We start from the raw sequence: 21,962 nt of genomic DNA, 5'->3' as shown, positions 1-21,962 counted from the left end.
CTCGCTTTACAAGAGCGGGAATGAGGATTTCGTCATTATTTCCATAAAAAAGGGCCGCCTCCCGGCGACCCTGATGATTTGCCTCACGGCTTGGTGGCGCTGGCCTTGCGTTTGCTCCACCAGCGCCAGACGATGGCGATCAGGCCGCCCACCAGCAGCACCAGCGGCAGACAGAGGATGACGCTGAGGAACTGGGACTCGTACTGTGCGGCCAGCTTGGTGTGGCTCAGGTAGTAGCCCAGACCCACCAGGGGGCAGATCCACATGATGGAGCTGATGAGGTTCACCACCAGGAAGCGGCCCTGGGGGATCTCGTTGGCCCCGACGATATAGGGGTAGGCGGTGCGCACGAAGGCGATGTAGCGGGCGGTGATCAGGGTGATGATGCCGTATTTGTTGAGCAGGTAGTGCACCTTCTCCTTGTGCCTGTCTTCCAGGTGGGACATCAGCTTGTGGTACATCTGGGTATGGCCGAGGAAGCGTCCCTGCATGTAGCCGAGCCAGGTGCCGACGAAGGTGGCCACGATCAGCAGCGGAATGACGGCCAGGGGCAGCACCCCCTGATAGATCAGCACGCCGGTCAGGATCAGCAGGGTGTCTCCCGGCAGGAAGGCGGTCGGGATGAAGCCGTTTTCCAGTACCAGGAAGGTCAGCAGGACGACATAGACCATGAAGACCATCTTGGGATCGGACAGCACCGCCAGATCCTGATTAATGAAGGCGTGAGCCAGGTGGTAAAACTGCTCCATACAAGCAAACTCCGCAGATTAGCTGGGTTGGTCGGTCAGCGGCATGGCGAGCACCTTGTCGATGCGCAGGCCGTCCATATCCACAATTTCCAGTTGCCACTGCTCCAGGGTGACCATGTCTCCGGTCTGGGGCAGGCGGCCAAGGAGCAGCATGATAAGCCCTCCCAGGGTGTGATAGTGATGTTTTTCTTCCTCCGGCAGCCGTACCAGCTCCAGACAATCCTTCAATTCGGGCAGGGGGATGAGGCCATCCAGCAGCCAGCTACCGTCCGCACGCTGGAAAGCCCAGTTGTCTTCGCCCCCCTCCTGCTGGAAGTCTCCCGCCAGGGTTTCCAGCAGATCCTGCTGGGTCACCAGCCCCTGCAACTCACCATATTCGTCCACCACCAGCACCATGTGCTCCGAGTGGGTGCGGAAGTGGTTGAGCAGCTCGAGACCGTTGAGGGTCTCCGGCAGCAGGCTGCCATCCTGGGTCAGGGCGGCCAGATCGATGGGCTCCCCCTTGATGTAGGCATGCAGCACCCGGCTGACGTTGAGGATGCCCACCAGATCCGACAGGCTGCCGTCACAGACCGGGAAGAAGCCGTGGCGATACTCCACCAGTCGCAGCAGGTTGACGTCCTGCGGCAGAGAGAGGTCGATGTAGTGGATGTCACTGCGGGGCACCATGAGGGAGGCCAGACTGCGCTCATCGAGGCGGAACACGTTGCGCAGCATGGTGTGCTCGTGATCTTCGATGATGCCGGCCTCGGACCCTTCCACCAGCATGGCGTGGATCTCTTCCTGGGTGACATTGTTGCTGCCGCTCTGATCGACCCGCAGGATGCGCAGGCTGGCGTTGGTGGAGGCGGAAAGCAGCCAGACGAAGGGACGGGTCAGGGTGGCCAGCCACAGCATGGGACGGGCCACCAGGCAGGCGATGCGTTCGGCGTTGAGCTGACCGAGGCGCTTGGGGACCAGTTCACCCACCACGATGGAAAGGTAGGTCACCAGCACCACCACGATGACGGTGGCGATCAGGCTGCTGCTCTTGGGAGTGAGTCCCCACTCCTGCAACCAGAGTGCGAAGGGCTGGGCCAGCAGGGATTCACCATAGATACCGTTGAGCAGGCCTATGCTGGTGATGCCTATCTGGACGGCAGAGAGGAAGTGGGTCGGATTCTCGCCCAGCTTGAGGGCGATGGCGGCGGAGCGGCTGCCCTCGCTGGCCATCTTGCTGAGGCGCGCCTTGCGGGCGGTGACGATGGCAATTTCCGACATGGCGAAGACGCCATTGAGCAAAATCAATCCAAGCAGGATCAATATTTCCATACTGCGACAGCACTCCTGATAGAAAAGGTCGCTGGCAGTGTAATGAATTTGCGGGCGATGCGCTTGTGAAAGCAGGGGATCTGGCTCGTGAATTTTTGAATTTTCTGGGGAGAACGACCAAAAGAAAGGGCTGATTGGCTCCGTTTTGCCGTGACAGGGCGGACGGTGCGAAGCATTGTCCCCATTCGCCGGCGGGCGGTCCATAAAAAAGCCCCCGATTGACGGGGGCTCTTGCATGGCATGGGCGTCGCTTAGAGGGCGGCGATCTCGGCCTGCTGGGCTTCCAGCTTGACCAGCTGGAGACGGTAGTCTTCCAGCTTCTCGCGCTCCTTGGCGATGACGGCATCCGGCGCCTTGGCCACGAAGGCCTCGTTGCCGAGCTTGCCTTCGATGCGGGCACACTCGCCGGTGAGCCTGGTGAGCTCTTTGGCCAGACGGGCCAGCTCGGCCTCCTTGTCGATGAGGCCCGCCATGGGGATCATCAGCTCGGTGGCGCCGATCAGCTTCTTCACCGACAACGGCGCGGTTTCACCGTCCGCCAGCACGCGGATGGACTCCAGACGGGCCAGTGACTTGAGGAAGGCCTCGTTGTCCCGGGCACGCTCGGCGTCCTTGGCGTCGCATTTGAGCAGCACGTTCAGCCCCACGCTCGGTGCCACGTTCATCTCGGCGCGGATGTTGCGGATGCTGACGATGAACTCCTTCACCCACTCCTGATCCGCCATGGCGGTCTCGTCCAGCTTGGCGCCGTCGAACTCCGGGAAGGCCTGCAGCATGATGGTGTCTGCATGCACGCCCGCCAGCGGGGCCACCGACTTCCAGATGGTTTCGGTGATGAAGGGGATGATGGGGTGCGCCAGGCGCAGCAGGGTTTCCAGCACGTTCACCAGAGTGTGGCGGGTGGCGCGCTGTTCGGCTTCCGAGCCCTTGCCCAGCACCGGCTTGGTCAGCTCCAGATACCAGTCGCAGAACTGGTTCCAGATAAATTCGTACAAGATGCCGGCCGCCATATCGAAGCGGTAGGTATCGAGGGCGGTGCGGAAGTCACGGATGGCGACCTGCAGCTGGGACTGGATCCAGCGATCCGCCAGGCTGAACTGCATCTCGCCGCCATTCAGGCCACAATCCTGCTCTTCGGTGTTCATCAGCACGTAGCGGGAGGCGTTCCACAGCTTGTTGCAGAAGTTGTTGTAGCCATCCAGGCGCTTCATGTCCCAGTTGATGTCACGACCGGTGGAGGCCAGCGCCGCCAGGGTGAAGCGCAGGGCGTCGGTGCCGTGCGCGTCGATCCCTTCCGGGAACTGCTTGGCGGTACGCTTGGCGATCTTCTCGGCCATCTGCGGCTGCATCATGTTGCCGGTGCGCTTCTCCAGCAGGTCCGGCAGAGAGATGCCGTCGATCATGTCGAGGGGATCCAGCACGTTGCCCTTGGACTTGGACATCTTCTGGCCCTCTTCATCCCGGATGAGGCCGGTGATGTAGACGGTCTTGAACGGGACTTGCGGGGTGCCGTCCTCGTCCTTGATGAAGTGCATGGTCATCATGATCATCCGGGCAATCCAGAAGAAGATGATGTCAAAGCCGCTCATCAGCACGTCGGTGGGGTGGAAGGTCTTGAGCGCCTCGGTGTTGTTCGGCCAGCCCAGGGTGGAGAAGGTCCACAGGGCGGAGCTGAACCAGGTGTCCAGCACGTCTTCGTCCTGACGCAGCACGGTCACGGACGGGATGTTGTGCTTGGCGCGCACCTCGGCCTCGTCGCGACCGACGTAGACCTTGCCAGCCTCGTCATACCAGGCCGGGATGCGGTGACCCCACCACAGCTGACGGGAGACGCACCAGTCCTGAATGTCGCGCATCCAGGAGAAGTACATGTTCTCGTACTGCTTGGGCACGAACTGGATACGGCCATCTTCCACCGCCTCGATGGCAGTCTTGGCCATGGGGGCCACGCGCACATACCACTGGTCGGTCAGCATGGGCTCGATGGGCACGCCACCGCGATCGCCGTAGGGCTGTTGCAGCACGTGATCCTTGGTCTCGGCCAAGAGGCCCAGTTCGTCCAGCTTGGCCAGGATGGCCTTGCGGGCGGCGAAGCGCTCGAGACCGGCGAATTCGCTCGGCAGGGCCGCGTCGTAGGCGGTGCTCGGGTTGCCGTTGCTGTCGACCACTTCGGCCTCGGTACGCACGTGGGCGTCCAGGGTGAAGATGTTGATCATCGGCAGGTTGTGGCGCTTGCCGACTTCGTTGTCGTTGAAGTCGTGAGCCGGGGTGATCTTCACGCAGCCGGTGCCCTTCTCCATGTCGGCGTGTTCATCGGCGACGATGGGGATCAGACGGTTGGTCAGCGGCAGCAGGATATGCTGGCCAATCAGGGCTTTATAGCGCGGATCTTCCGGGTTCACGGCGACGGCGGTGTCACCCAGCATGGTTTCCGGGCGGGTGGTGGCGACGATCAGGTGATCCTGACCTTCGGCGGTCTTGGCACCGTTCGCCAGCGGGTAGCGCAGGTGCCACATGTGGCCCTTGATCTCGCGGTTTTCCACTTCCAGATCGGAGATGGCTGTGTTGAGCTTGGGATCCCAGTTCACCAGGCGCTTGCCACGGTACATCAGGCCATCTTCGTACAGGCGCACGAACACTTCCTGCACGGCGTCAGACAGACCCGGATCCATGGTGAAACGCTCGCGTTCCCAGTCCACGGAGTCGCCGAGACGGCGCATCTGGCGGGTGATGGTGCCGCCGGACTCTTCCTTCCACTGCCAGATCTTGTCGATGAAGGCGTCGCGACCGTAGTCGTGACGGGTCTTGCCCTCTTCGGCGGCGATCTTGCGTTCCACCACCATCTGGGTGGCGATACCCGCGTGGTCACAGCCCGCCTGCCACAGGGTGTTCTTGCCCTGCATGCGGTTGTAGCGGATCAGGGTGTCCATCAGGGTCTGCTGGAAGGCGTGACCCATGTGCAGGCTGCCGGTGACGTTCGGCGGCGGGATCATGATGCAGAAGGAGTCTTTGCTGGTGTCACCGTGGGGCTTGAAGTAACCCTGGGATTCCCAGTGCTGGTAGAGCGCCTGTTCGATGGCGTTGTGATTGAAGGTCTTTTCCATGGTCTCGCCGTATTCTGGATGGATGCTGGTGTGAATGGATTCGGGATCTGCGGGGGCGGCCGTCAGGGCTGCGCCGGATCCGGTGCGGCAGCGGGCTGATCCCTCATCTCGAGGGTGTGGCCTGCCTGGCGATAGTGCTTGTAGCGCTCGCGGGCTTGCTGCTTTTGCGTTTCGTCAGTGGGGACAAAATCTACCACTTGAGCGAAGTGTCCTGCAAACAAAGGTGTCTGCTCGGTCAGGTTGATGAGACGGGCGTAGCGCCGCTTCGGCGGCTGATGACCAATCTCCACCGGAGCCTGACCGGCTTCCCCCTGCAACTGATGGGGCACGAAGCGATCGGTTGGCAACTGCCAGAGCAGCTCATCCAGACGCTGGGCCTGGGTTTCGTCGCGGCACAGCAGGTAGATATGCCCCGCACTCCAGCCATCGGCTGCCAGTTGGCAGGCGAGACGTTCGCAGGCGCTGCCGCGCTCGTCATCCTGCTCGTTCATCAGGTAAAAGGTCACTTGGCTCATCAGGTCAGTCCCGTTTGGCTGTGACGGACAGCAGTTGGCCGTCTTCTGGGGTGCCGTGCGGTGCGCGGTTTCCCTATGTTCTCAATGAAACAAGGAAGAGGCGAGCCTCTTCCTTGTGATACCACTCTCCCGATGGGACATCCGAAGAGAAGGCTTATTCCTTGTCTTCGACGTCCGCCACACCGGCCCGGTTGAGCAGGAACTGGGTCAGCAGGGGCACCGGACGACCGGTGGAGCCTTTCTCCTTGCCGCTCTTCCAGGCGGTCCCGGCAATATCCAGGTGGGCCCAGTTGTACTTCTTGGTGAAGCGCGACAGGAAGGCGGCGGCGGTGATGGTGCCGGCCGGCCGACCGCCGATGTTGGCCATGTCGGCAAACGGGCTCTCCAGCTGCTCCTGATACTCCTCAAAGAGGGGCAGGCGCCAGGCGCGATCGCCGGCCTGCTCGGAGGCGTTCAGCAGCTCGTGAGCCAGGGGGTTGTGGTTTGCCAAGAGACCCGAGGTGTGGTGACCCAGGGCGATGATGCAGGCACCGGTCAGGGTGGCCACGTCGATGACGGTTTCGGGATCGTAACGGTCCACGTAGGTCAGGGCATCACACAGCACCAGGCGCCCTTCCGCGTCGGTATTGAGCACCTCGACGGTCTGGCCGGACATGGTGGTGAGGATGTCACCGGGACGATAGGCGTTGCCCCCCGGCATGTTCTCGCACCCCGCCAGCACGCCGATGACGTTGATGGGCAGTTGCAACTGGGCCAGGGCATGCATGGTGCCGAGCACGGAGGCGGCGCCACCCATGTCGTACTTCATCTCGTCCATGCCGTCGGCCGGCTTGATGGAGATGCCGCCGGAGTCGAAGGTCAGCCCCTTGCCCACCAGTACCACGGGCTTGGCATCGCCGTTGCCCTTGTACTCGATGATGGCCATCATGGCTTCGTTCTCGGAGCCGCGGGCCACCGCCAGGTAGGAGTTCATGCCGAGTTCGGCCATCTCCTGCTCGCCGATCACCTTGGTGCTGATGTTGTCATAGGCATCCGCCAGACGACGGGCCTGGGAGGCGAGGTAGGCCGGGTTGCAGACGTTGGGCGGCATGTTCGCCACGTCGCGGCAGACGCGCACCCCTTTCGCCACGGCCAGACCGTGGGTGATGGCGCGCTCGCCTATGGTCAGTTCCCGACGGGTCGGTACGTTGAACACCAGCTTGCGTAGGGGGCGGCGTGGCTCGGCCTTGTTGGTCTTGAACTGATCGAAGCTGTAGAGGCCCGCCTTGGTGGTTTCCACCGCCTGACGCACCTTCCAGTAGGTATCACGGCCTTTGACGTGCAGCTCGGTCAGGAAGCAGACGGCTTCCATGGATCCGGTCTCGTTCAGGGTGGTGATGGTCTTGTTGATGATCTGCTTGTACTGGCGTTCATCGAGTTCCCGCTCCTTGCCACAACCGACCAGCAGCACGCGCTCGCTGAGCACGCCCGGTACTTGATGCAGCAACAGCATCTGGCCTGGTTTGCCTTCCAGATCGCCGCGGCGCAGCAGCGAGCTGAGGTAGCCGTCGCTGATCTTGTCCAGTTGTTCGGCAACCGGAGAGAGACGGCGGGGTTCAAACACGCCGACCACCACGCAGGCACTGCGTTGCTTCTCAGGACTGCCACTCTTTACACTGAACTCCATGGAATCTCCTACATCCTAAAGACAAAAGGCACCAATTATTGAATAATGCGGTGCTTGTTGGGGTATCAGAGGCGGAGCGAACAGCCACAGGCTCCGCAGTTCAAACTGGTAAAAATCCAATATAGGGCCCTATTTTTCAGGCATTCGACTAAAAACACAAGTTTACTTGGGAATGACTGTGATCGTTTTCCGATATTTGTTCAGGGAAACCCTGAAAACCCAGCTGGCGGTGTTATTCGTACTGCTGCTTATCTTCGTCAGCCAGCAATTCATCCAGATCATCGGTGACGCCGCCGATGGCGAGGTGCCGACGCGCCTGGTCTCCACCCTGCTGCTGCTCAACCTGCCCAACATGGCGTTGTTGATGCTGCCCATCAGCCTGTTTTTAGCCATTCTGTTTGCGCACGGCCGCCTGTATGCCGAAAGCGAGATGACGGTGATGCACGCGGTGGGTTTCAGCCACCGTTTCGTGATGCGCAGCGCCCTGGTGCTGGCCCTGCTGACCGCCACCGTGGCGGCCTTCAACACCGGCTGGGTCGCCCCCCAGGCCAAGGAGCGTGAGTATCAGGTGATTGACGAGTTCAAGGCGGATCCCGGCATCTCCTTCCTGCAGGCGGGTCGCTTCATGGAGCTCGACAAGGGGCGGCTGGTCGCCTACATCCAGGATCTGAATGACAAGGGCTCCGAGCTGCAGAAGATCTTCGTGCTGCAGCGGGCCGAAGGCACCTCTCCCCCCTCCGTGGTGGTGGCGAGTGAAGGCCATGTGACCGCCGACAGCAACGGTCTGCAGTGGCTGACCCTGATCGATGGCTCCCGCTACGAGGGTCAGTTCACCGGCAAGAAGTTCCAGGTCTCCGAATTCAGCGAATACAGCCTGGTGATCCGCCAGCAGGAGATGGAGCGCTCCAACCGCAAGGCGGCGGCCAAGCCGACCATGGCGTTGCTGGGCACCCAGGACAATCAGCTGATGGCCGAGTTGCAGTGGCGCCTGTCGCTGCCGCTCTCCATCCTGGTGCTCACCTTCCTGGTGGTGCCCCTTGCCCGGGTCAACCCGCGTCAGGGACGTTATGCCAAGCTGCTGCCCGCCATCTTGCTCTATCTCTCCTATTTCCTGCTGCTGAGCGCCGCCCGCTCGGCCATCGACAGCGGACGACTGCCCCATTGGCCCGGCATGTTCCTGGTGCCGCTGGCCTATCTGCTGCTGATCGGCCTGCCGCTCAACTTGCAGGGCACCAGCTGGTGGAACGGGGTGAAAGGCCACTTTTTCAAAGGCAAATCAGCATGATGCTGCAACATAGGAATTACTGCTGATGTTTGGCATTCTCGATAGATACATCGGCCGGGTCATCTTCATGTCGATCCTGCTGTGCGAGCTGACCCTGGTCGGGCTGGCGGCGCTCATCAAGTATGTGGAGCAGCTCAAGGCGGTCGGGGAGGGCAACTACGACATGCTCAACGCCCTCTATTTTGTGGTGCTCTCCATGCCGAAAGAGGCGGTGCTCTTCTTCCCGCTGGCGGCCCTGCTCGGCGGCCTCATCGGCCTCGGCCAGCTGGCAACCACCTCGGAGCTGGTGGTGATGCAGGCGGCGGGCCGCTCCAAGATCAGCATCGTGATGGCGGCGCTCAAGACGGCGATCCCGCTGATGTTGCTGGTGGGGCTGATGGGGGAGTACGTGGCCCCGGTCGCCAAGCGAATGGCCGATGACATCAAGGCGGGGGCCATGTCCGAAGGGCGGTTGACGGTCTCGGCCTACGGGGTCTGGGCCCGGGATGGCAACAACTTCGTCAACATCAACGGGGTGCGCAATGATGGCGCCCTGACCGGCATTACCCTGTACCGGTTCACGCCGTCGCGCAACCTCATCGACGTGATCCAGGCCGAGGAGGGGGTGTTCGAGCAGCATCACTGGCTGCTCAAGCAGGTGCACATCACCCGCTTCGACGACCCCAAGCAGATCCAGGACGAGCAGCTTGCCCAGATGGCGTGGAGCTCGGAGCTGACCCCCAAACAGCTGGGGGTGGTCAGCGTCGACCCGGAAAACCTGCCCATCTCCGGGCTGCGGGATTACATCGGCTATCTGGATGCCAACAAGCAGGACGCCGGTCGTTACAAGCTGGAGATGTGGCGCAAGCTGCTGTCACCGCTCTCGGTGGTGGCCATGATACTGCTCGCCTCCTCCTTCATCTTTGGTCCTCTGCGCTCGGTGAGCATGGGGGCGCGGATGCTGATGGGGATCATGACCGGCTTCGCCGTCTATGTGAGCGATCGGGTGTTCGGCCCGGTGAGTCTGGTCTATGCGGTGCCTCCCATACTGGCGGCAGTGGCGCCCAGTCTGCTGTTTGGCGGCATTTCCTTCTATATCCTGAGCCGCAAGCAGTAGCGACATGAGGTGAGAATGGGCTGTGGTGCCTTATGCTGAGATCGCCTGCGCCCAGACTGCAATATTCCGAGTCGCGTTCGCTGAATGCGGGACAGGAAAACAAAAGGACCCATCGGGTCCTTTTGTTTTGGCGTGCTGCGGCCTGTATCGGCGCATCAGACAGCAAAAAGGGCCCGCCGGGCCCTTTTTGCTTGATAGGCGCTGAGGGAGAAGCCCCCCTGCTTGCAGGCCAATCGCCTTATTTGTTCAGCTGATCCAGGTTGTCCTGCTTGCCGAGTACCACCACCTCGCACTCCGCCCAGATGTCCTGGAAGGCGCGGGGCCGCTCCCGGTTGAACACGCACAGCAGGTTGCCGAGCCCGAAGGCGGCGGTGCCGAGCCGGATCAGGGCCTGGGTGATGCGGATGTTGCTGCCGTCCAGGTTCTGGATGCGCAGGCGCCAGGCACGCATACCGATGGTCTGGCCAGCGCGGGTCCAGAACCAGGTGTAGAAACCGCAGATCACCAGGGCCAGCCAGGCGCTGTAGAGCGGGCTGGTCAGCAGCCAAGCCGCGTCCTTGCCCTCGGGCACGGTGGCCACGCCGGTGGCCAGCAGCAGGTAGGCGACCCCCATGCCGATGAAGCCCGCGATGATGAGCAAGGAGATGACCACCAGATAGTCATAGAGCAGGGCGCCCAGGCGGCGCAGCAAGCCAGCCGACGGGTACTTGTGCTGGGGCGGAGGTTGAAGAGGGGTGATTGTCTTGCGCTTGACCATGGTGTTTATTCCATTAATACGATGCGGGCATTCTATGTAACTGGTCATGCATCGGCAAGGCGTTGAATAAATGAGCAAACAACAATGGGCGAGAGAAAAACACCTTGCATGCCCAAACGCCATTCGTATAATCCCTCGCAGTTGCCCGGGTGGCGAAATCGGTAGACGCAGCGGATTCAAAATCCGCCGTAGCAATACGTGTCGGTTCGAGTCCGACCCCGGGCACCATATTACAGTTTCATGCCGTATCACGGCAGACCAGAAACCCGCATAGCGTAAGGCTTGCGGGTTTTTTGTTGTCTCTCGTCGTATCATAAAGCCTCATGACATCCCCCCATTATTGGGGGTATCTCTGGGGGTACAAATCCCAGCAGGGGTAAAAAGTACCCCCATCTGTCCGCTATCCCGTGCTATTCCTGGCCTGTGAGGTAGTGGCTTATACCCCCAGCGTCTGCCATGTACCCCCAAGTTAAACGGGAGATACCCCCATGCCGCTATCCGATACCGCCGCCCGACAAGCCAAGTTCAATGGCAAACAGCAGAAGCTGTCTGATGAAAAGGGCCTCTTTTTGCTGATCACCTCGTCGGGGAAATACTGGCGCCTCAAGTTCCGCTTCGCTGGAAAGGAGAAGGTGCTGGCTCTTGGGGTCTACCCAGAGGTTTCCTTGAAAGAGGCGAGAGCTAAGCGAGAGGAGGCTCGCAGGCTGCTGGCAGAGGGTATCGACCCCAGCCTTGCCCGAAAGCAGAGCAAGGTGGCCAGCCGGCTCGCCAGCGAACACAGCTTTGAGGCCATAGCCAGGGAGTGGCACCAGAGTCAGTTAGCCCGCTGGAGCCCAGGTCATGCCAAGCGGGTCATCGAGTCTTTGGAAGTGGATGCCTTTCCCGATCTGGGGTTGGTGCCGGTAGCTGAGCTGACAGCGCCCATCATGTTGGATGCTCTGCGCAAGGTTGAGGCAAGGGGCGCCACCGAGACAGCTGGACGGGTACTGCAGCGGATCAGCTCTGTCATGCGTTACTCAATCCAGACCGGGCGGGCCAGCTACAACCCAGCCCAAGATCTTAAAGGGGCACTGAGGGCTACCAAGCAGGAACACCGGCCGGCGCTCCCGCGGGCTGAGCTGCCGGAGTTTTACCGGCGCTTGGCTGCTGAGCCATTGAACCCTGCAACCCGCCTAGCCTTCCACCTGCTGATGTTGACGATGACCCGCCCTGGTGAGGTGCGCTTTGCTCGTTGGGATGAGTTCGACATGGAGCGAGCCGAGTGGCGGATCCCGGCTGAGCGGATGAAGATGCGGGTACCCCATATCGTGCCCCTTTCCCGACAGGCCCTTGCTGTGCTTGAGGAGCTGCGCCAGATAACCGGACACTGTGAGCTGCTGTTCCCGAGCGAGCGGAAGCTGACTGACCCCATGAGCGAGAACACCCTGAGTTATGCCATGGGACGAATGGGCTATAAGGGGATTGCTACCCCACACGGCTTCCGGGCGCTGGCATCCACCACACTCAACGAGGAGGGCTTTGATCCGGATGTCATCGAGCGCCAGCTTGCCCATGCTGAGCGCAACAAGGTACGGGCGGCCTACCATAGGGCCGAGTACCTGGATGACCGCCGCAAGCTCTTGCAGTGGCTTGCTGACTTCTATGAGTCACAACAGGGCGGCAATGTTCGTCCGGTGAACTTCCACAGAGCAGGGTAAGAGGTAGGAGGGGGTGACACGCTAAGCGACTGCTTGACTCGTTATCACACCAGCGTTAGGATTTCCCCATCATGGCCCATTCTCTCGAGATTGGGCCTTTTTCATATCCAAACCCGGCCATCGTGCCGGGTTTTTGCGTTGGAGGATCCCAAGTCAAAATCAGCCCCATTCATCATCAAAGACTGCTTTATCCCTCTTAAGCCCGACCACTGTGTCGGGCTTTTTCATTTCAGGAGAACTCACATGACAATACCGGAAACAGGATTTATTCGAGAGGCACAACTGGTGACCACAGCCAGCAAGGTGGGCCCATTGCCGTTCAGCAAGTCAACGCTGTGGCGGATGGTTGGTGAAGGCAAGTTCCCGAAGCCAATTAAGCTGGGAGCCCGGGTAACCGCCTGGCGCTGTGAAGAGGTTCACGAGTGGATCAACGCCCAAGGCCAAGCAGCGTAAGGAGAGGACGATGGAAAAAGAAAAAGGCCGCACCGCGAACGGCACGACCCAGCTTGAGCAGGGTCAGCATATCACCAAGTATGAATTGGTCGCCACCCACCTACTGGAGCAGGGAGCCCAGGGTGTCAGCGCCTTGTCTGGACTAGCTGGGCTCCATGACCTCAACTTGCGCAACAGCATTGGCCTGCTCCGTCGAAACCACGGGGTAGCTATCACCGATGCGTTCTTTGAGCATCAGCACAGCGGTGGTGGAACCACCCGCTTCAAGCGCTATTGGCTGGCTGACCGTGAGCAAGCTCATAAGTTGGTGGATCTGATTAACCATTGGCGACACCAGCGCCAGGCTGCTCTGCTGGCAGAGGACTATGCCGCCACTCTGTGCGCTCGCACGCCGGAAGTCACTCCCCTCCCTCCCGCCGCCTAACCCCGAGGTATGCCATGAAAGAACAATATGGGCTCACTGCCCAGGGCGAAGCCTTGTCCAAATTCCAAAGGGTGGGCTTGTCCCACAACGTCCAACGGAGTACGATTCCTCTTGCAGCGGCAAAATCCGCTGCCGGGCGTAGGAACCCGGATGAGACGATAGCGCCGACCCACGCGCTTGCGTGGTTTTTTGTCGGTGCTCGACCCCCTTTTCTTGGGGCTCTGCTGGCCTATCTGGTTGGCAGGCTCTGCTGTGTAATGGTGGCTCGGGCGGGGCAGCTGCGAGGCTGGCCGGTTTCTATTGTCGCCGGTATTCCTACCCCCGTTCGGGCTACCACCATGAGCGTAGGAACTCTGGTCGGTAGTGAAAAGCTGTCGACAATAGAGGCTGCCATCATGGCTACTGTCCCCACCCCCGCCTTACCCAAAATCTTCACCTTCCTGATCCAGCGCCAACGCGCCTGTCGTCTGGCAGAGCTTCGGCGTATCCGCACTATCTCTGTCATCGCCAATACCGAGCACCAAGCCCGCGCTAACCTGCCTGGCTTGTCGCTGGTGTTTATGTCCCGCACCCCGAGCATGGGGGTGGCCGCATGAACCAATCCACCCCATCCCGCCTAGAGGCACTGCTCGAGCAGTTTGCCGATGCCCTGGAACAAACCGACCTATGCCTCCAAGAGCGGGCGCAGTTCAGCGCTTTGCTGGATGCCCTGCGCATTGAGGTTGGGCTCTGCCAGGAGGTGCTGGCATGAGTAATCGACTGCTCAACACCCTGAATGGCCGCATGTGGAGTGAGTTATCACGTAATCCACTGCGCCCCGCGGTACTGCGGGAACTCTTCAAGCGGGTAACCAAGGCCCAGAAACAACCAGGCGAGCGCAATGCAACAGGGGGTTGCCATGACCGAGATAAATAAGCTGGTGGAGCAGTTAGCCCAGGCCTACCTGGCCGCCCGGGGCAATGTGTTTACTCACCTGGGGATCCAGCTTCCCCTTGCTGCTGAGTCACTGACGATGGCCATTCAGAACAACGTCGTGGGCGCTCACCTCGAAAACGCCGGGGCGCAGCAGGGGCAGGCCGATGCCTTGCTCATGCTGCGGCACATGGTGGTGAACGGGACTTTGACCCCGCTGGGGGCCCTGGTAGTGGATCAGATGTACTGCGCCTTCTGCGCCGACGTTCACCAGATGCTCGAAGAGGGAAAGGACCCCATGGTTGAGCTGGCGAGCGAGAGCAAGCAGAGGGCGATGCAATGACAGCACTACATCAAGGGGCCGCAGGCCCCGGTCATCAAAACAGCCCACCATCCCGGGCCGGCGCCTTCCTCAAGTTTGCGGACCTGGATGATCTGCAGGTGGTCGTGATCCACACCGGTGAGCAAGCCAGCAGGGATGCCGGCATCAGGGCTACCCTGCAGCGCGCCCACAACGAGGCGGTGGCCACAGACAACCCGATTGACCCTGAGGTGGAGCCAGAGCAGGCGTTGTATGTGGGGCCTGCTCAGTTGGATGACGGCGCCAGGCTCTACAAGATGGCCGATCGGGATGCTACCAAACGGGTCATTGTTCACCAGTTCGGCAACCTGGTCCCCGAGAAAGCCAAGCGGCTGATCGTGGCTCTGCGCAAGCAAGCTCCCAAGGCTGAGCTCTACCGTGGCAACCCGGGCCAGAATGCCGAGCCATGGCAGCTGGTGGATGTGGTGGCCTTCGAGCAGGCACTGGCAACAGACACCCAATCGGAAGAGGCGCCCTGGTCAGACAATGTGGCTCCGCTCCATCTGGTGAAAGGCAACCCAGAGGAAGGGTCAGAGCTGCCAGCAGGGTTTGAGGTGCGGGGCTCGCGTCTGTGTGCCCTGACCACTGTGGGCCGGGGTGAGGATGCCCGGCAAGAGTGGATCCCCATTGCCAGCCCCGTCTATGTGCTGGCAGAGACCGCTGATGAGCAAGGCCGGGGCTATGGCCGCTTACTTGAGTGGCGAGATAGTGCCGGCCGAGTGCGCCAGTGGGCCATGCCGGTGCGCTCCCTGGTCCCACGCAACGGTGAGGAAGTGTTTGTCGCGCTGCTGGATGCGGGGTTGCCCTTCATCGAGCTAAGTCATAAGCGCAGGCTGTCGGCCTACCTGATGAGCTGCCAGCCCAAGCGGCGTATCACCTGTGTCGAGCGCACAGGGTGGCATGGCCATGCCTATGTGCTGCCCGGTGGGTCCATTGGGCCAGATGCTGAGGGGGTCATCCTGCAGACCGCCGGCTACACCGCCAGCGACTTTACCGAGCGCGGTACCCTGGCCGGCTGGCAACAGGGGGTTGCAGGGCTGGCCGTGGGCAACTCTCGGCTCTGCTTTGCACTGTCACTTGCCTTTGCGGCTCCCTTGCTCTCCTTGGTAGGCATGGAGGGCGGTGGTTTCCACCTCAAGGGCGAGAGTACCGACGGCAAAACCACGGTGATGAAAGCGGCCGCCAGTGTCTATGGTCACCCGGACCGATATGCCCAAACCTGGCGCGCCACCGGTAATGCCATCGAGGGGATCGCCAGCCGGCGCAATGATGCCCTGCTCTGTCTGGATGAACTGGGCGAGCTGGACGGCCGGGAGGCAGGGCAGACCGCCTACATGCTGGCCAACGGTCAAGGCAAGGGCCGTAGTAAGCAGGATGGGGAGCTCAGAGAGCGCAAGGCCTGGCGGTTGCTGTTCCTCTCCACCGGTGAGCTGAGCCTCGAGGACCATGCCACCAGTGCCGGGAAGAGTACCCAGGCCGGGATGGAGGTACGGACAATCCAGATCCCCAGCGATACCGGGCACCATGGCGCCTTTGAGTGGCTGCATGGCATGGATGGAGGCCGCGGCTTTGCCGATACCCTGAAAGCCAACTCAGAAGAACATCACGGCATCGCCTTTCGCACCTATGCCCAAGCCCTGACCCAATCCATGGATGAGCACAGTGAGCGGCTGAGGGCCGACATCAAGCAATTGGCAGCCGAGTTAACCCCCAAGGGTGCGGGTAATCAGGTTGGCCGAGCCATCAACCGGTTTGCGCTGGTGGCCGCAGCCGGGGAGCTGGCCACCCGATTGGGGGTTACCGGCTGGCCAGAGGGGGAAGCCATTAGGGCAGTGAGGGTCTGCCTCAAGGCGTGGCTGGCAGAGCGGGGGCACCTGGGTAACAAGGAAGATATGGCGACCTTACGTCAGATCCGCCAGTTCTTCACGGCTCATCAGTACACGCGTTTTGCTGATTGGGACGATCCCAACCACCGGGCTGCGAATATGGTCGGGTATCGCCGTAACCCCAAGGTGAATAGTGAAGCAGGTGTGACTTTTTATGTTCTTCCGGAAGGGTGGCGTGAGATCACTGTTGGCCGTGACCACAAAAAGGCAGCGTTGCTGGCAGTGGAAATCGGTTGGATAGGCTGCAGTGATAAGGGTAAGACGCAGAAAACGGTAAAGATACCCTGTGTAGGGAGGGCGATTAAGGTCTATGTCCTCTCAGATACTGTGCTTGCTGATGAAGCTACTGAGCCAGGAGGCTCGGAATAACAGTACATAACCAGATGGCTATCGCTATAGATAATGGGGCTGCTGAATGCGCCCTTTTTTGTTAAGCCTCGCGCGCATAAAGAGAAAGTAGAGGTAACCGAGGTAACTGAGGTAACCGCCTCTGTAAGGTGCGCCATTACTGGGTTTATTGGTTACCTCTGAGTAAAGGTGCTGAGGTAACCAGAGGTAACCTGATGAGGTTCTATGCCGGTTACCTCTCCCTGTTACCTCGGTTACCTCAAGTTTTTTTCAAGAGGTAACCACCTAAAGTCAGTCGTGGCGCGGCTCTCAGGGCAGGGTTACCTCAGTTACCTCGGTTACCTCGATTTTTTTCCTATATACAGTGCAACCGACTGTTCGAGAGTTCTCGGTTACGGTTGCCAAATTAGACTTAGAAGTTCGACATGAACGAGCCATACGATCAGCCCACTATGGAGATATCTTTGTTCTTCGCAAAAAAAGAAAACCCGCACATGGCGGGCGTCTTTCTACACGATGCAATCGAGACCTGATTACTTAAAAAGATACAAAACCAGCGAATACAGGCCCCATGCGCATAAACCCCATACAAGCCAACGGAGTTCTGACTTTGACGGCGCGCACCTCCTGGGCGTACTCGCAGCGTCCGGCCATCATCTGGATATGCAAGCTGGCCATATCATCGAGCGCACAAGGCACGCCCATTATGTAGAATGCAAGCTCCACCTCAGACGCCGACGGTTGTACCGCCATTTAATAGGTGGGTTAGGTCGGCACTCATTTATCGTGCCCCCAGTCCGGGCGCCAAGCCATTTTTGCGATCTGGTGGTTGTTCACAAAGTCTCGATCCCAACCCTCCCGAGTAAATGCGAAATCGTCCCCGTCATCCGTAGTATCCTGCCATTCTTCCTCTGGCACGTTGATCACCAGGCCGGAGCTGCCTTCGCTGTCTACTACCTCGAACCAGTCGGCGAAGGTGCCGCAAAACTGTGAGAAGGCGAACTCACATACCGCCGCCAATTGGTTGTGCTGGGGTTCGTGTGCCTGGCAGCGGATCATTTCGATGGCCTCCGCCATATGGCCGGTGTATGCGTTGCTGTCCAGGTCAAGGTTCGCAATAACTGCTCGCACATGCTGCGTATAAGTCATCGCGGCAGCAGTGTAATTGATCTGATCCCGTATCTTCGCAGCCGCGTCAGCTGCCACCAGCAGATCGGCAAGCACCTTTTCACTCTTCGTCATTCTCTTCATCTTTGTGTCGTCTTGCTTTCTGAATCTCTGGCCATTGCTCAAGGTGTGGCAGCGTATGACCGTGTGGCCGTAATCGCCCGTGGTAACTCGATCCCCGTTCCCTAGAGTACGGGTCGTGCCGTCCGCCATGGCCACCACAATGGCAGCTAGGGCTAGTGTCTTCATTTCGTTAATCGCACGGCGAATACAAAAAGGCCCCTTTCGGGGCTGATACACGCGGATGATCGGTTGCCGGTTAAATCTTGGCGGCGTCCTGGGCGGCCTTCTGCAGGTTGCGCATGGCGTCAGCCTCGGCGCAGGCAGCGAATGCCACCGCATCCTGTACGCCTTGGCCCTTGGTACGTGGGTAGGTCATGGCCAGGTGTTGGCGCAGCTTGGGGAACGCCGCCGAGCGCTGGCACTCCTGGCCGATCGGGTTGTCGTGGGTGTAGATGGTTGCCAGATCCCCGGCTACCTGGTCAACCTGGTGCGGGTTGGGCTTCCAGCCGGACCGTTCAAGTAGAATGCCGATCTGCTCGCGAAATTCGTTGCTTGCCGACTCTGCAGCCGCTGCAGCACCGGCCACGTATACAGCACCCTCGCCCATATCTGCCATGCCGACGGATTCCACCGGTTGCGGCAACGACTCGGGCACCGCGTAGCTTTGCTGGGCGGGCGGATTGAGTGCGGCACAGGCTGCAATGGTGGCACCGGCACAGATCAGGGGGACAAGGTATTTCAGTTTCATTGAGTTACTTCCTTTGTGGTTGATTCTGTTGCGGCTTCGGCTGCTTTCCACATCCGATCCGGCCCCTGTTTGGCGGCCCATTGAGCATCGAGCAGCGCACAAGTAGTTAGAGCCAGGTTTAAATGATCTTCATGGGCGATCCCTGCAACCGGATACTTGCGCCGCAGAGCTTCAGTAAGCTCATTGACACGCTCTTGACTGTCGCAGGCCCCCTTGGCTCCTCCCAATTCCTCGGCGCGCCCTGTGGCGTAGTCTGTGACCTGATACAGCTCGATGGTGGTTGCTTCCTCGCCAGTGACCAGGCGCACCAGGTAACCCGCCTCTCGTCGTTGCGCCGTGGCGGCGTTGACCATCTGGCGATTTAGGCGCTCGGCTTCGGATATCAGGGGAGCCGGTTCGGGTGTTGGTACTTCTACAGTGGGGGAACCATTGACTATCCCTGCGATCATCAGCGCCGCTGCGCCGCCTATAGATCCCAGGTAGGCACATTGCTTCCAAAGGGACCTTGTGGGGTTTTCGTTAATCTGCATTGGATTGCTCGCTTTGTTGTTCGTTGAGGTCTAACCAGTTCTTGAACTCGGCCCGACGGCGCAGCCGTTCCACAGCCCGGGACTCCTGAGAGCAGCCATCGAGCACGGCTAGAGCGTCCTGGTCTGCATCTAGCTGGTCACGCCAGGCGGGCAAGGCGCACATCAGAAGGCGGATTTTCTTGAGCCTGGCGTTAGTTGGCCTGCGTTCCTGCAGTGCGCGCAGCTTCTCGAGTGCGGCGTGATTCCTGGTGATCCGGAACATGCCTTCAGCAATGGCCCGCACTAGTCGGTTTCTCTCACGACTGCTCATCGGGTGTTGCCCTTTCCGGTATTCTTGGCGGTGAATCGGTTGCATTTCTCATGGCTCAAGAGCTCGAATAATTGCCCGCGGTCCCGCGATAGCAGGTACCAACAGAACCCGACTAACAGAACAAGCCAGTCGGTCGCTATGAGACGTCGAGCGTGTACCTCGCAGTTCCGGTACTCGTCCAATAGAGTCTGGGTTCGTTCGATCGCCTCGGGCGTGAATATGAAAGGGGTGTGGCTCATGGTTGCGCCCCCATTACCAGAGCGAGAAAGGCCACGGCGGCGAGCGCCGCAAGTAGGAAACAAAGTGCGGACAGGATCGCCAGGGCGTTGTTTAGGCGGCTCATAGCAGGGCCCGCCGTGCAACATTTGCCAGACGCACAGCCCGGTACTGCTGCACTAGGCCTGTAACTAGGGACACCGCCAGTAGTGCCGCAACGGCCCAGCACAGCCACACGCTGCCTCCATTGCGAGCGCGAACGTAGCACTCAGTCAGTAGCACCATGCCCAGACCGCCGACACTCCAGGCACACGTCTGCACATCGGCTTTGAGCTCGTCGATCCTGGCTTGAGTGTATGAAGTTTGTTCAGACATTTGACTGCTTCCTGCTGTATTCAGCTCAATCAGAACTGATGCCGCATATTTCCTTACGGCAAGTTGGCCCCGAATCAGGGTTGTGTGTGTGAATCGCGGCTTTTCGCCGTCTTTGTATTTGGCCGTTGAGTATTAGCCGTCGTGGGTGACATCCTTTTCATTGGATAGCCTACACAGTCAGACTCTTTCATGTGATCGCAGTCACACCTTGAACGACACTTGCTTGGAATATTTTGACCTACGTCAAACATCTGGATGTGTGGATGGCTAGGTGTCCATTGCGCAGACGAAAACTGACGCATGCGGATTCATTAGGGTGTTACACGCATTGGGCTGTAGCTCAAATCCCTGATCGTCAGCACGCGTTGGGGAGTTGTGCTTGGTTTCCGAGTTACGTGGGATATGTCATACCTGCCCTTAGTCAGTTTGGGCAGGCCATTCACTAATCCAAGCAGGTTGGATTATTTGCTTAGGAAATAAACGATAGAACTATTGGCATTTTCTTACTGTTCGGGAGCGAGCATCCGATTAAGCTATGTTTTCGGTTAAAGAACGCTCTTCGATAGGAACTAAATTCGTGCTTATAATGTTCATTATCTCAGAGTTGATATATTCACTTTTTTCCAAATATATCCAATGACCACATTCAGGTACGGCGATAAAGGAAGTGGGATTGATCTTATCAACAAGAATAGTTGCAATATCTTGGTTACTAATCAGGTCGTTTGTTGCCTGATACATATGAATGCGAACTTGCTTTAGATTCTCAACCCTTTTCATGAAATCTAGTTCTTCATCAAAAAGAGCTACAACTCGTAAATGCTGTTGGAAATTTATTGGTTGATTGATAATTTCTGACAGTCTAGAGCGGTCAAAAAGATAGTAAGGGTTCAAAATTTCTTGGCTGCTGCGAAGAGCCTCAGTTTCTTCAACTTCATGGTTTTGTAACTGTTGTTCAATGTATGCCAGTTGTTGCCTGTCAGCATCAGTCACTTTAGCCATGAGCCTGTCACTAAATAGATGCATGTGCTCCATGCCGAATCCAACACTAGAAAGAAGAACCAAATCTAGAACACGATGCGGATAGTGAGAGGCATACTGTAGACCGAGAAACGTCCCCCAAGACTCTCCAACTATTGTCAGTCTTTCATGCCCAAGGTTCTGCCTAATTTGCTCAATAACTTCCAGCTCATGGCTCAAGTGATATTCCCAATCAACACTCTGACTGGATTGGCCGCAGGCTATCTGGTCGTAATAGATAACCTGGCAACGCTCCATTAGAGGTTTGAAGAAAGGGGCGAAAGAGTCATGGCAGCAACCAGGCCCTCCATGGAGAAAGAGGATCGGTGAGCCGCTCCCATAAGTCTCAATATAAATCTCAGTCTGATGACCGCCAGAGAGTGTGATTTCCATATTCATCCCTTTCTCAATGTAATCTTGATAAAAAATGGCCCCGTAGGGCCTTCTATTTCACGGTGTGCAGTTGACACCGGTATTAGCGATATTTGGCCTCGATCGCTACACCTTTTTTGGTGGTTAGAGTGATAGTATGACCATCTTTATACCAAAGATTAGGATCGGTTTCTTTGAAGCCATAGCCAGAAAGTGCAGCCTTAGCATCGTCCACTTTCTCGCCTAAAATTGAGTCCTCGATAAATGCCATAACCTCGGCGTGCTCAGTGGCCTTAGTGTCGTTCTCTTTCTGAATGACTGCAGCGTTTTGAGCCTTGGTTTTGTGAATGTCGCAGGTAGTACCAGCATTCATCTCGGTACAGCCGCTACGCTCGAGTTGGGCGCGATACTTGGCGTTGATTGCATATGCTGGTGCGGTGGCAACCAGAGCCAAAGTGATTACAGCCAAGGCGGTTTTTTTCATGGTTTCATTCTCTTGATTTTGATTAAGGATTAAAAATATTTTGAGTCATACACCAGTTGTCCTGGCACATAGCTCTTTAAGGCGCGCCGAAAAGCGCAGAGATCCACAGCGTT

The 21,962-nt window shown here is 58.8% G+C and carries 23 protein-coding genes and 1 tRNA gene; 11 read left to right on the top strand and 13 right to left on the bottom strand.

Annotated elements, in window-relative coordinates; all coding sequences use genetic code 11:
* Nucleotides 1–83 precede the first annotated feature (83 nt).
* From ABNP46_RS18640 to pepA, 5 genes are all read right to left on the bottom strand, one after another.
* On the bottom strand, nucleotides 84–749 hold the full coding sequence (locus ABNP46_RS18640; protein WP_349919798.1) for a DedA family protein: 666 nt from the start codon (nucleotides 747–749) through the stop codon (nucleotides 84–86).
* A gap of 18 nt (nucleotides 750–767) precedes the next feature.
* The gene (locus ABNP46_RS18635) at nucleotides 768–2,060 is read right to left on the bottom strand and encodes a hemolysin family protein (protein WP_349919796.1); all 1,293 of its coding nucleotides are present in this window, start codon (nucleotides 2,058–2,060) and stop codon (nucleotides 768–770) included.
* Nucleotides 2,061–2,311: 251 nt separating this feature from the next.
* Entirely contained in the window at nucleotides 2,312–5,164 is a 2,853-nt protein-coding gene (locus tag ABNP46_RS18630; protein WP_349919794.1) for a valine--tRNA ligase, read from the bottom strand.
* Between the two features lie 62 nt (nucleotides 5,165–5,226).
* Nucleotides 5,227–5,679 carry a DNA polymerase III subunit chi gene (locus ABNP46_RS18625; RefSeq protein ID WP_349919792.1) on the bottom strand — a complete coding sequence of 151 codons (453 nt, stop codon included), beginning with the start codon at nucleotides 5,677–5,679 and terminating at the stop codon, nucleotides 5,227–5,229.
* Between the two features lie 154 nt (nucleotides 5,680–5,833).
* A complete protein-coding gene (gene pepA / locus ABNP46_RS18620; RefSeq protein WP_349919791.1) occupies nucleotides 5,834–7,345 on the bottom strand; it encodes a leucyl aminopeptidase in 1,512 nt (503 codons plus the stop codon).
* 172 nt (nucleotides 7,346–7,517) lie between these two features.
* On the opposite strand from pepA, the gene lptF reads away from it, so the two are divergent.
* Nucleotides 7,518–8,630, top strand: coding sequence for an LPS export ABC transporter permease LptF (gene lptF, locus ABNP46_RS18615; protein WP_349919789.1), 1,113 nt, complete (start codon nucleotides 7,518–7,520; stop codon nucleotides 8,628–8,630).
* A 25-nt stretch (nucleotides 8,631–8,655) separates the two neighbouring features.
* Entirely contained in the window at nucleotides 8,656–9,726 is a 1,071-nt protein-coding gene (gene lptG / locus ABNP46_RS18610; protein ID WP_349919787.1) for an LPS export ABC transporter permease LptG, read from the top strand.
* A 238-nt stretch (nucleotides 9,727–9,964) separates the two neighbouring features.
* On the opposite strand, the gene ABNP46_RS18605 is transcribed toward lptG, so the two are convergent.
* Entirely contained in the window at nucleotides 9,965–10,483 is a 519-nt protein-coding gene (locus tag ABNP46_RS18605; RefSeq protein WP_349919786.1) for an RDD family protein, read from the bottom strand.
* A 143-nt stretch (nucleotides 10,484–10,626) separates the two neighbouring features.
* Here ABNP46_RS18605 and ABNP46_RS18600 point away from each other — a divergent pair.
* The 9 genes from ABNP46_RS18600 (at nucleotide 10,627) to ABNP46_RS18560 (ending at nucleotide 16,585) form a co-directional block, all read left to right on the top strand.
* A tRNA-Leu gene (locus tag ABNP46_RS18600) sits at nucleotides 10,627–10,711 on the top strand.
* A 260-nt stretch (nucleotides 10,712–10,971) separates the two neighbouring features.
* Complete coding sequence (locus tag ABNP46_RS18595; protein WP_043158844.1) at nucleotides 10,972–12,180, top strand: tyrosine-type recombinase/integrase; 1,209 nt, start codon at nucleotides 10,972–10,974, stop codon at nucleotides 12,178–12,180.
* Nucleotides 12,181–12,423: 243 nt separating this feature from the next.
* Nucleotides 12,424–12,633: a helix-turn-helix transcriptional regulator gene (locus tag ABNP46_RS18590; protein WP_139406556.1), complete on the top strand. Its 210-nt coding sequence runs from the start codon at nucleotides 12,424–12,426 to the stop codon at nucleotides 12,631–12,633.
* 10 nt (nucleotides 12,634–12,643) lie between these two features.
* The gene (locus tag ABNP46_RS18585; protein ID WP_349919785.1) at nucleotides 12,644–13,057 is read left to right on the top strand and encodes a hypothetical protein; all 414 of its coding nucleotides are present in this window, start codon (nucleotides 12,644–12,646) and stop codon (nucleotides 13,055–13,057) included.
* 14 nt (nucleotides 13,058–13,071) lie between these two features.
* The gene (locus ABNP46_RS18580) at nucleotides 13,072–13,653 is read left to right on the top strand and encodes an ash family protein (RefSeq protein ID WP_349919784.1); all 582 of its coding nucleotides are present in this window, start codon (nucleotides 13,072–13,074) and stop codon (nucleotides 13,651–13,653) included.
* Complete coding sequence (locus tag ABNP46_RS18575; RefSeq protein ID WP_323939213.1) at nucleotides 13,650–13,808, top strand: hypothetical protein; 159 nt, start codon at nucleotides 13,650–13,652, stop codon at nucleotides 13,806–13,808. The genes ABNP46_RS18580 and ABNP46_RS18575 overlap by 4 nt, the downstream gene beginning before the upstream one ends.
* Entirely contained in the window at nucleotides 13,805–13,972 is a 168-nt protein-coding gene (locus tag ABNP46_RS18570) for a hypothetical protein (protein WP_349919782.1), read from the top strand. Before ABNP46_RS18575 ends, ABNP46_RS18570 begins: the two co-directional genes overlap by 4 nt.
* Nucleotides 13,956–14,312: a hypothetical protein gene (locus ABNP46_RS18565; RefSeq protein ID WP_349919781.1), complete on the top strand. Its 357-nt coding sequence runs from the start codon at nucleotides 13,956–13,958 to the stop codon at nucleotides 14,310–14,312. The genes ABNP46_RS18570 and ABNP46_RS18565 overlap by 17 nt, the downstream gene beginning before the upstream one ends.
* Nucleotides 14,309–16,585, top strand: a complete 2,277-nt coding sequence (locus ABNP46_RS18560; RefSeq protein WP_349919780.1) for a DUF927 domain-containing protein — start codon at nucleotides 14,309–14,311, stop codon at nucleotides 16,583–16,585. The genes ABNP46_RS18565 and ABNP46_RS18560 overlap by 4 nt, the downstream gene beginning before the upstream one ends.
* 756 nt (nucleotides 16,586–17,341) lie before the next feature.
* Here the strand turns inward: ABNP46_RS18560 and ABNP46_RS18555 are convergent.
* The 7 genes from ABNP46_RS18555 to ABNP46_RS18530 form a co-directional block, all read right to left on the bottom strand.
* Nucleotides 17,342–17,806, bottom strand: coding sequence for a hypothetical protein (locus ABNP46_RS18555; RefSeq protein WP_349919779.1), 465 nt, complete (start codon nucleotides 17,804–17,806; stop codon nucleotides 17,342–17,344).
* Between the two features lie 244 nt (nucleotides 17,807–18,050).
* Nucleotides 18,051–18,542, bottom strand: coding sequence for a hypothetical protein (locus ABNP46_RS18550; protein WP_349919777.1), 492 nt, complete (start codon nucleotides 18,540–18,542; stop codon nucleotides 18,051–18,053).
* Nucleotides 18,539–19,072 (bottom strand): hypothetical protein, encoded by a 534-nt coding sequence (locus ABNP46_RS18545; protein WP_349919775.1) that lies wholly within the window; start codon nucleotides 19,070–19,072, stop codon nucleotides 18,539–18,541. The genes ABNP46_RS18550 and ABNP46_RS18545 overlap by 4 nt, the downstream gene beginning before the upstream one ends.
* Nucleotides 19,062–19,382 carry a hypothetical protein gene (locus ABNP46_RS18540; RefSeq protein WP_349919773.1) on the bottom strand — a complete coding sequence of 107 codons (321 nt, stop codon included), beginning with the start codon at nucleotides 19,380–19,382 and terminating at the stop codon, nucleotides 19,062–19,064. The genes ABNP46_RS18545 and ABNP46_RS18540 overlap by 11 nt, the downstream gene beginning before the upstream one ends.
* Nucleotides 19,379–19,621, bottom strand: a complete 243-nt coding sequence (locus ABNP46_RS21210) for a ParE family toxin-like protein (protein ID WP_434476160.1) — start codon at nucleotides 19,619–19,621, stop codon at nucleotides 19,379–19,381. The genes ABNP46_RS18540 and ABNP46_RS21210 overlap by 4 nt, the downstream gene beginning before the upstream one ends.
* Before the next feature lie 880 nt (nucleotides 19,622–20,501).
* On the bottom strand, nucleotides 20,502–21,392 hold the full coding sequence (locus ABNP46_RS18535) for an alpha/beta hydrolase (protein ID WP_349919771.1): 891 nt from the start codon (nucleotides 21,390–21,392) through the stop codon (nucleotides 20,502–20,504).
* Between the two features lie 76 nt (nucleotides 21,393–21,468).
* Nucleotides 21,469–21,849, bottom strand: coding sequence for a hypothetical protein (locus ABNP46_RS18530; RefSeq protein WP_349919769.1), 381 nt, complete (start codon nucleotides 21,847–21,849; stop codon nucleotides 21,469–21,471).
* Nucleotides 21,850–21,962: the final 113 nt, after the last annotated feature.

Source organism: Aeromonas veronii (genome assembly GCF_040215105.1).
Taxonomy (GTDB): Bacteria; Pseudomonadota; Gammaproteobacteria; order Enterobacterales; family Aeromonadaceae; genus Aeromonas; species Aeromonas veronii_G.
Note: the sequence above shows the minus strand (reverse complement) of the source record. Positions and strands in the feature narration are given on the sequence as shown.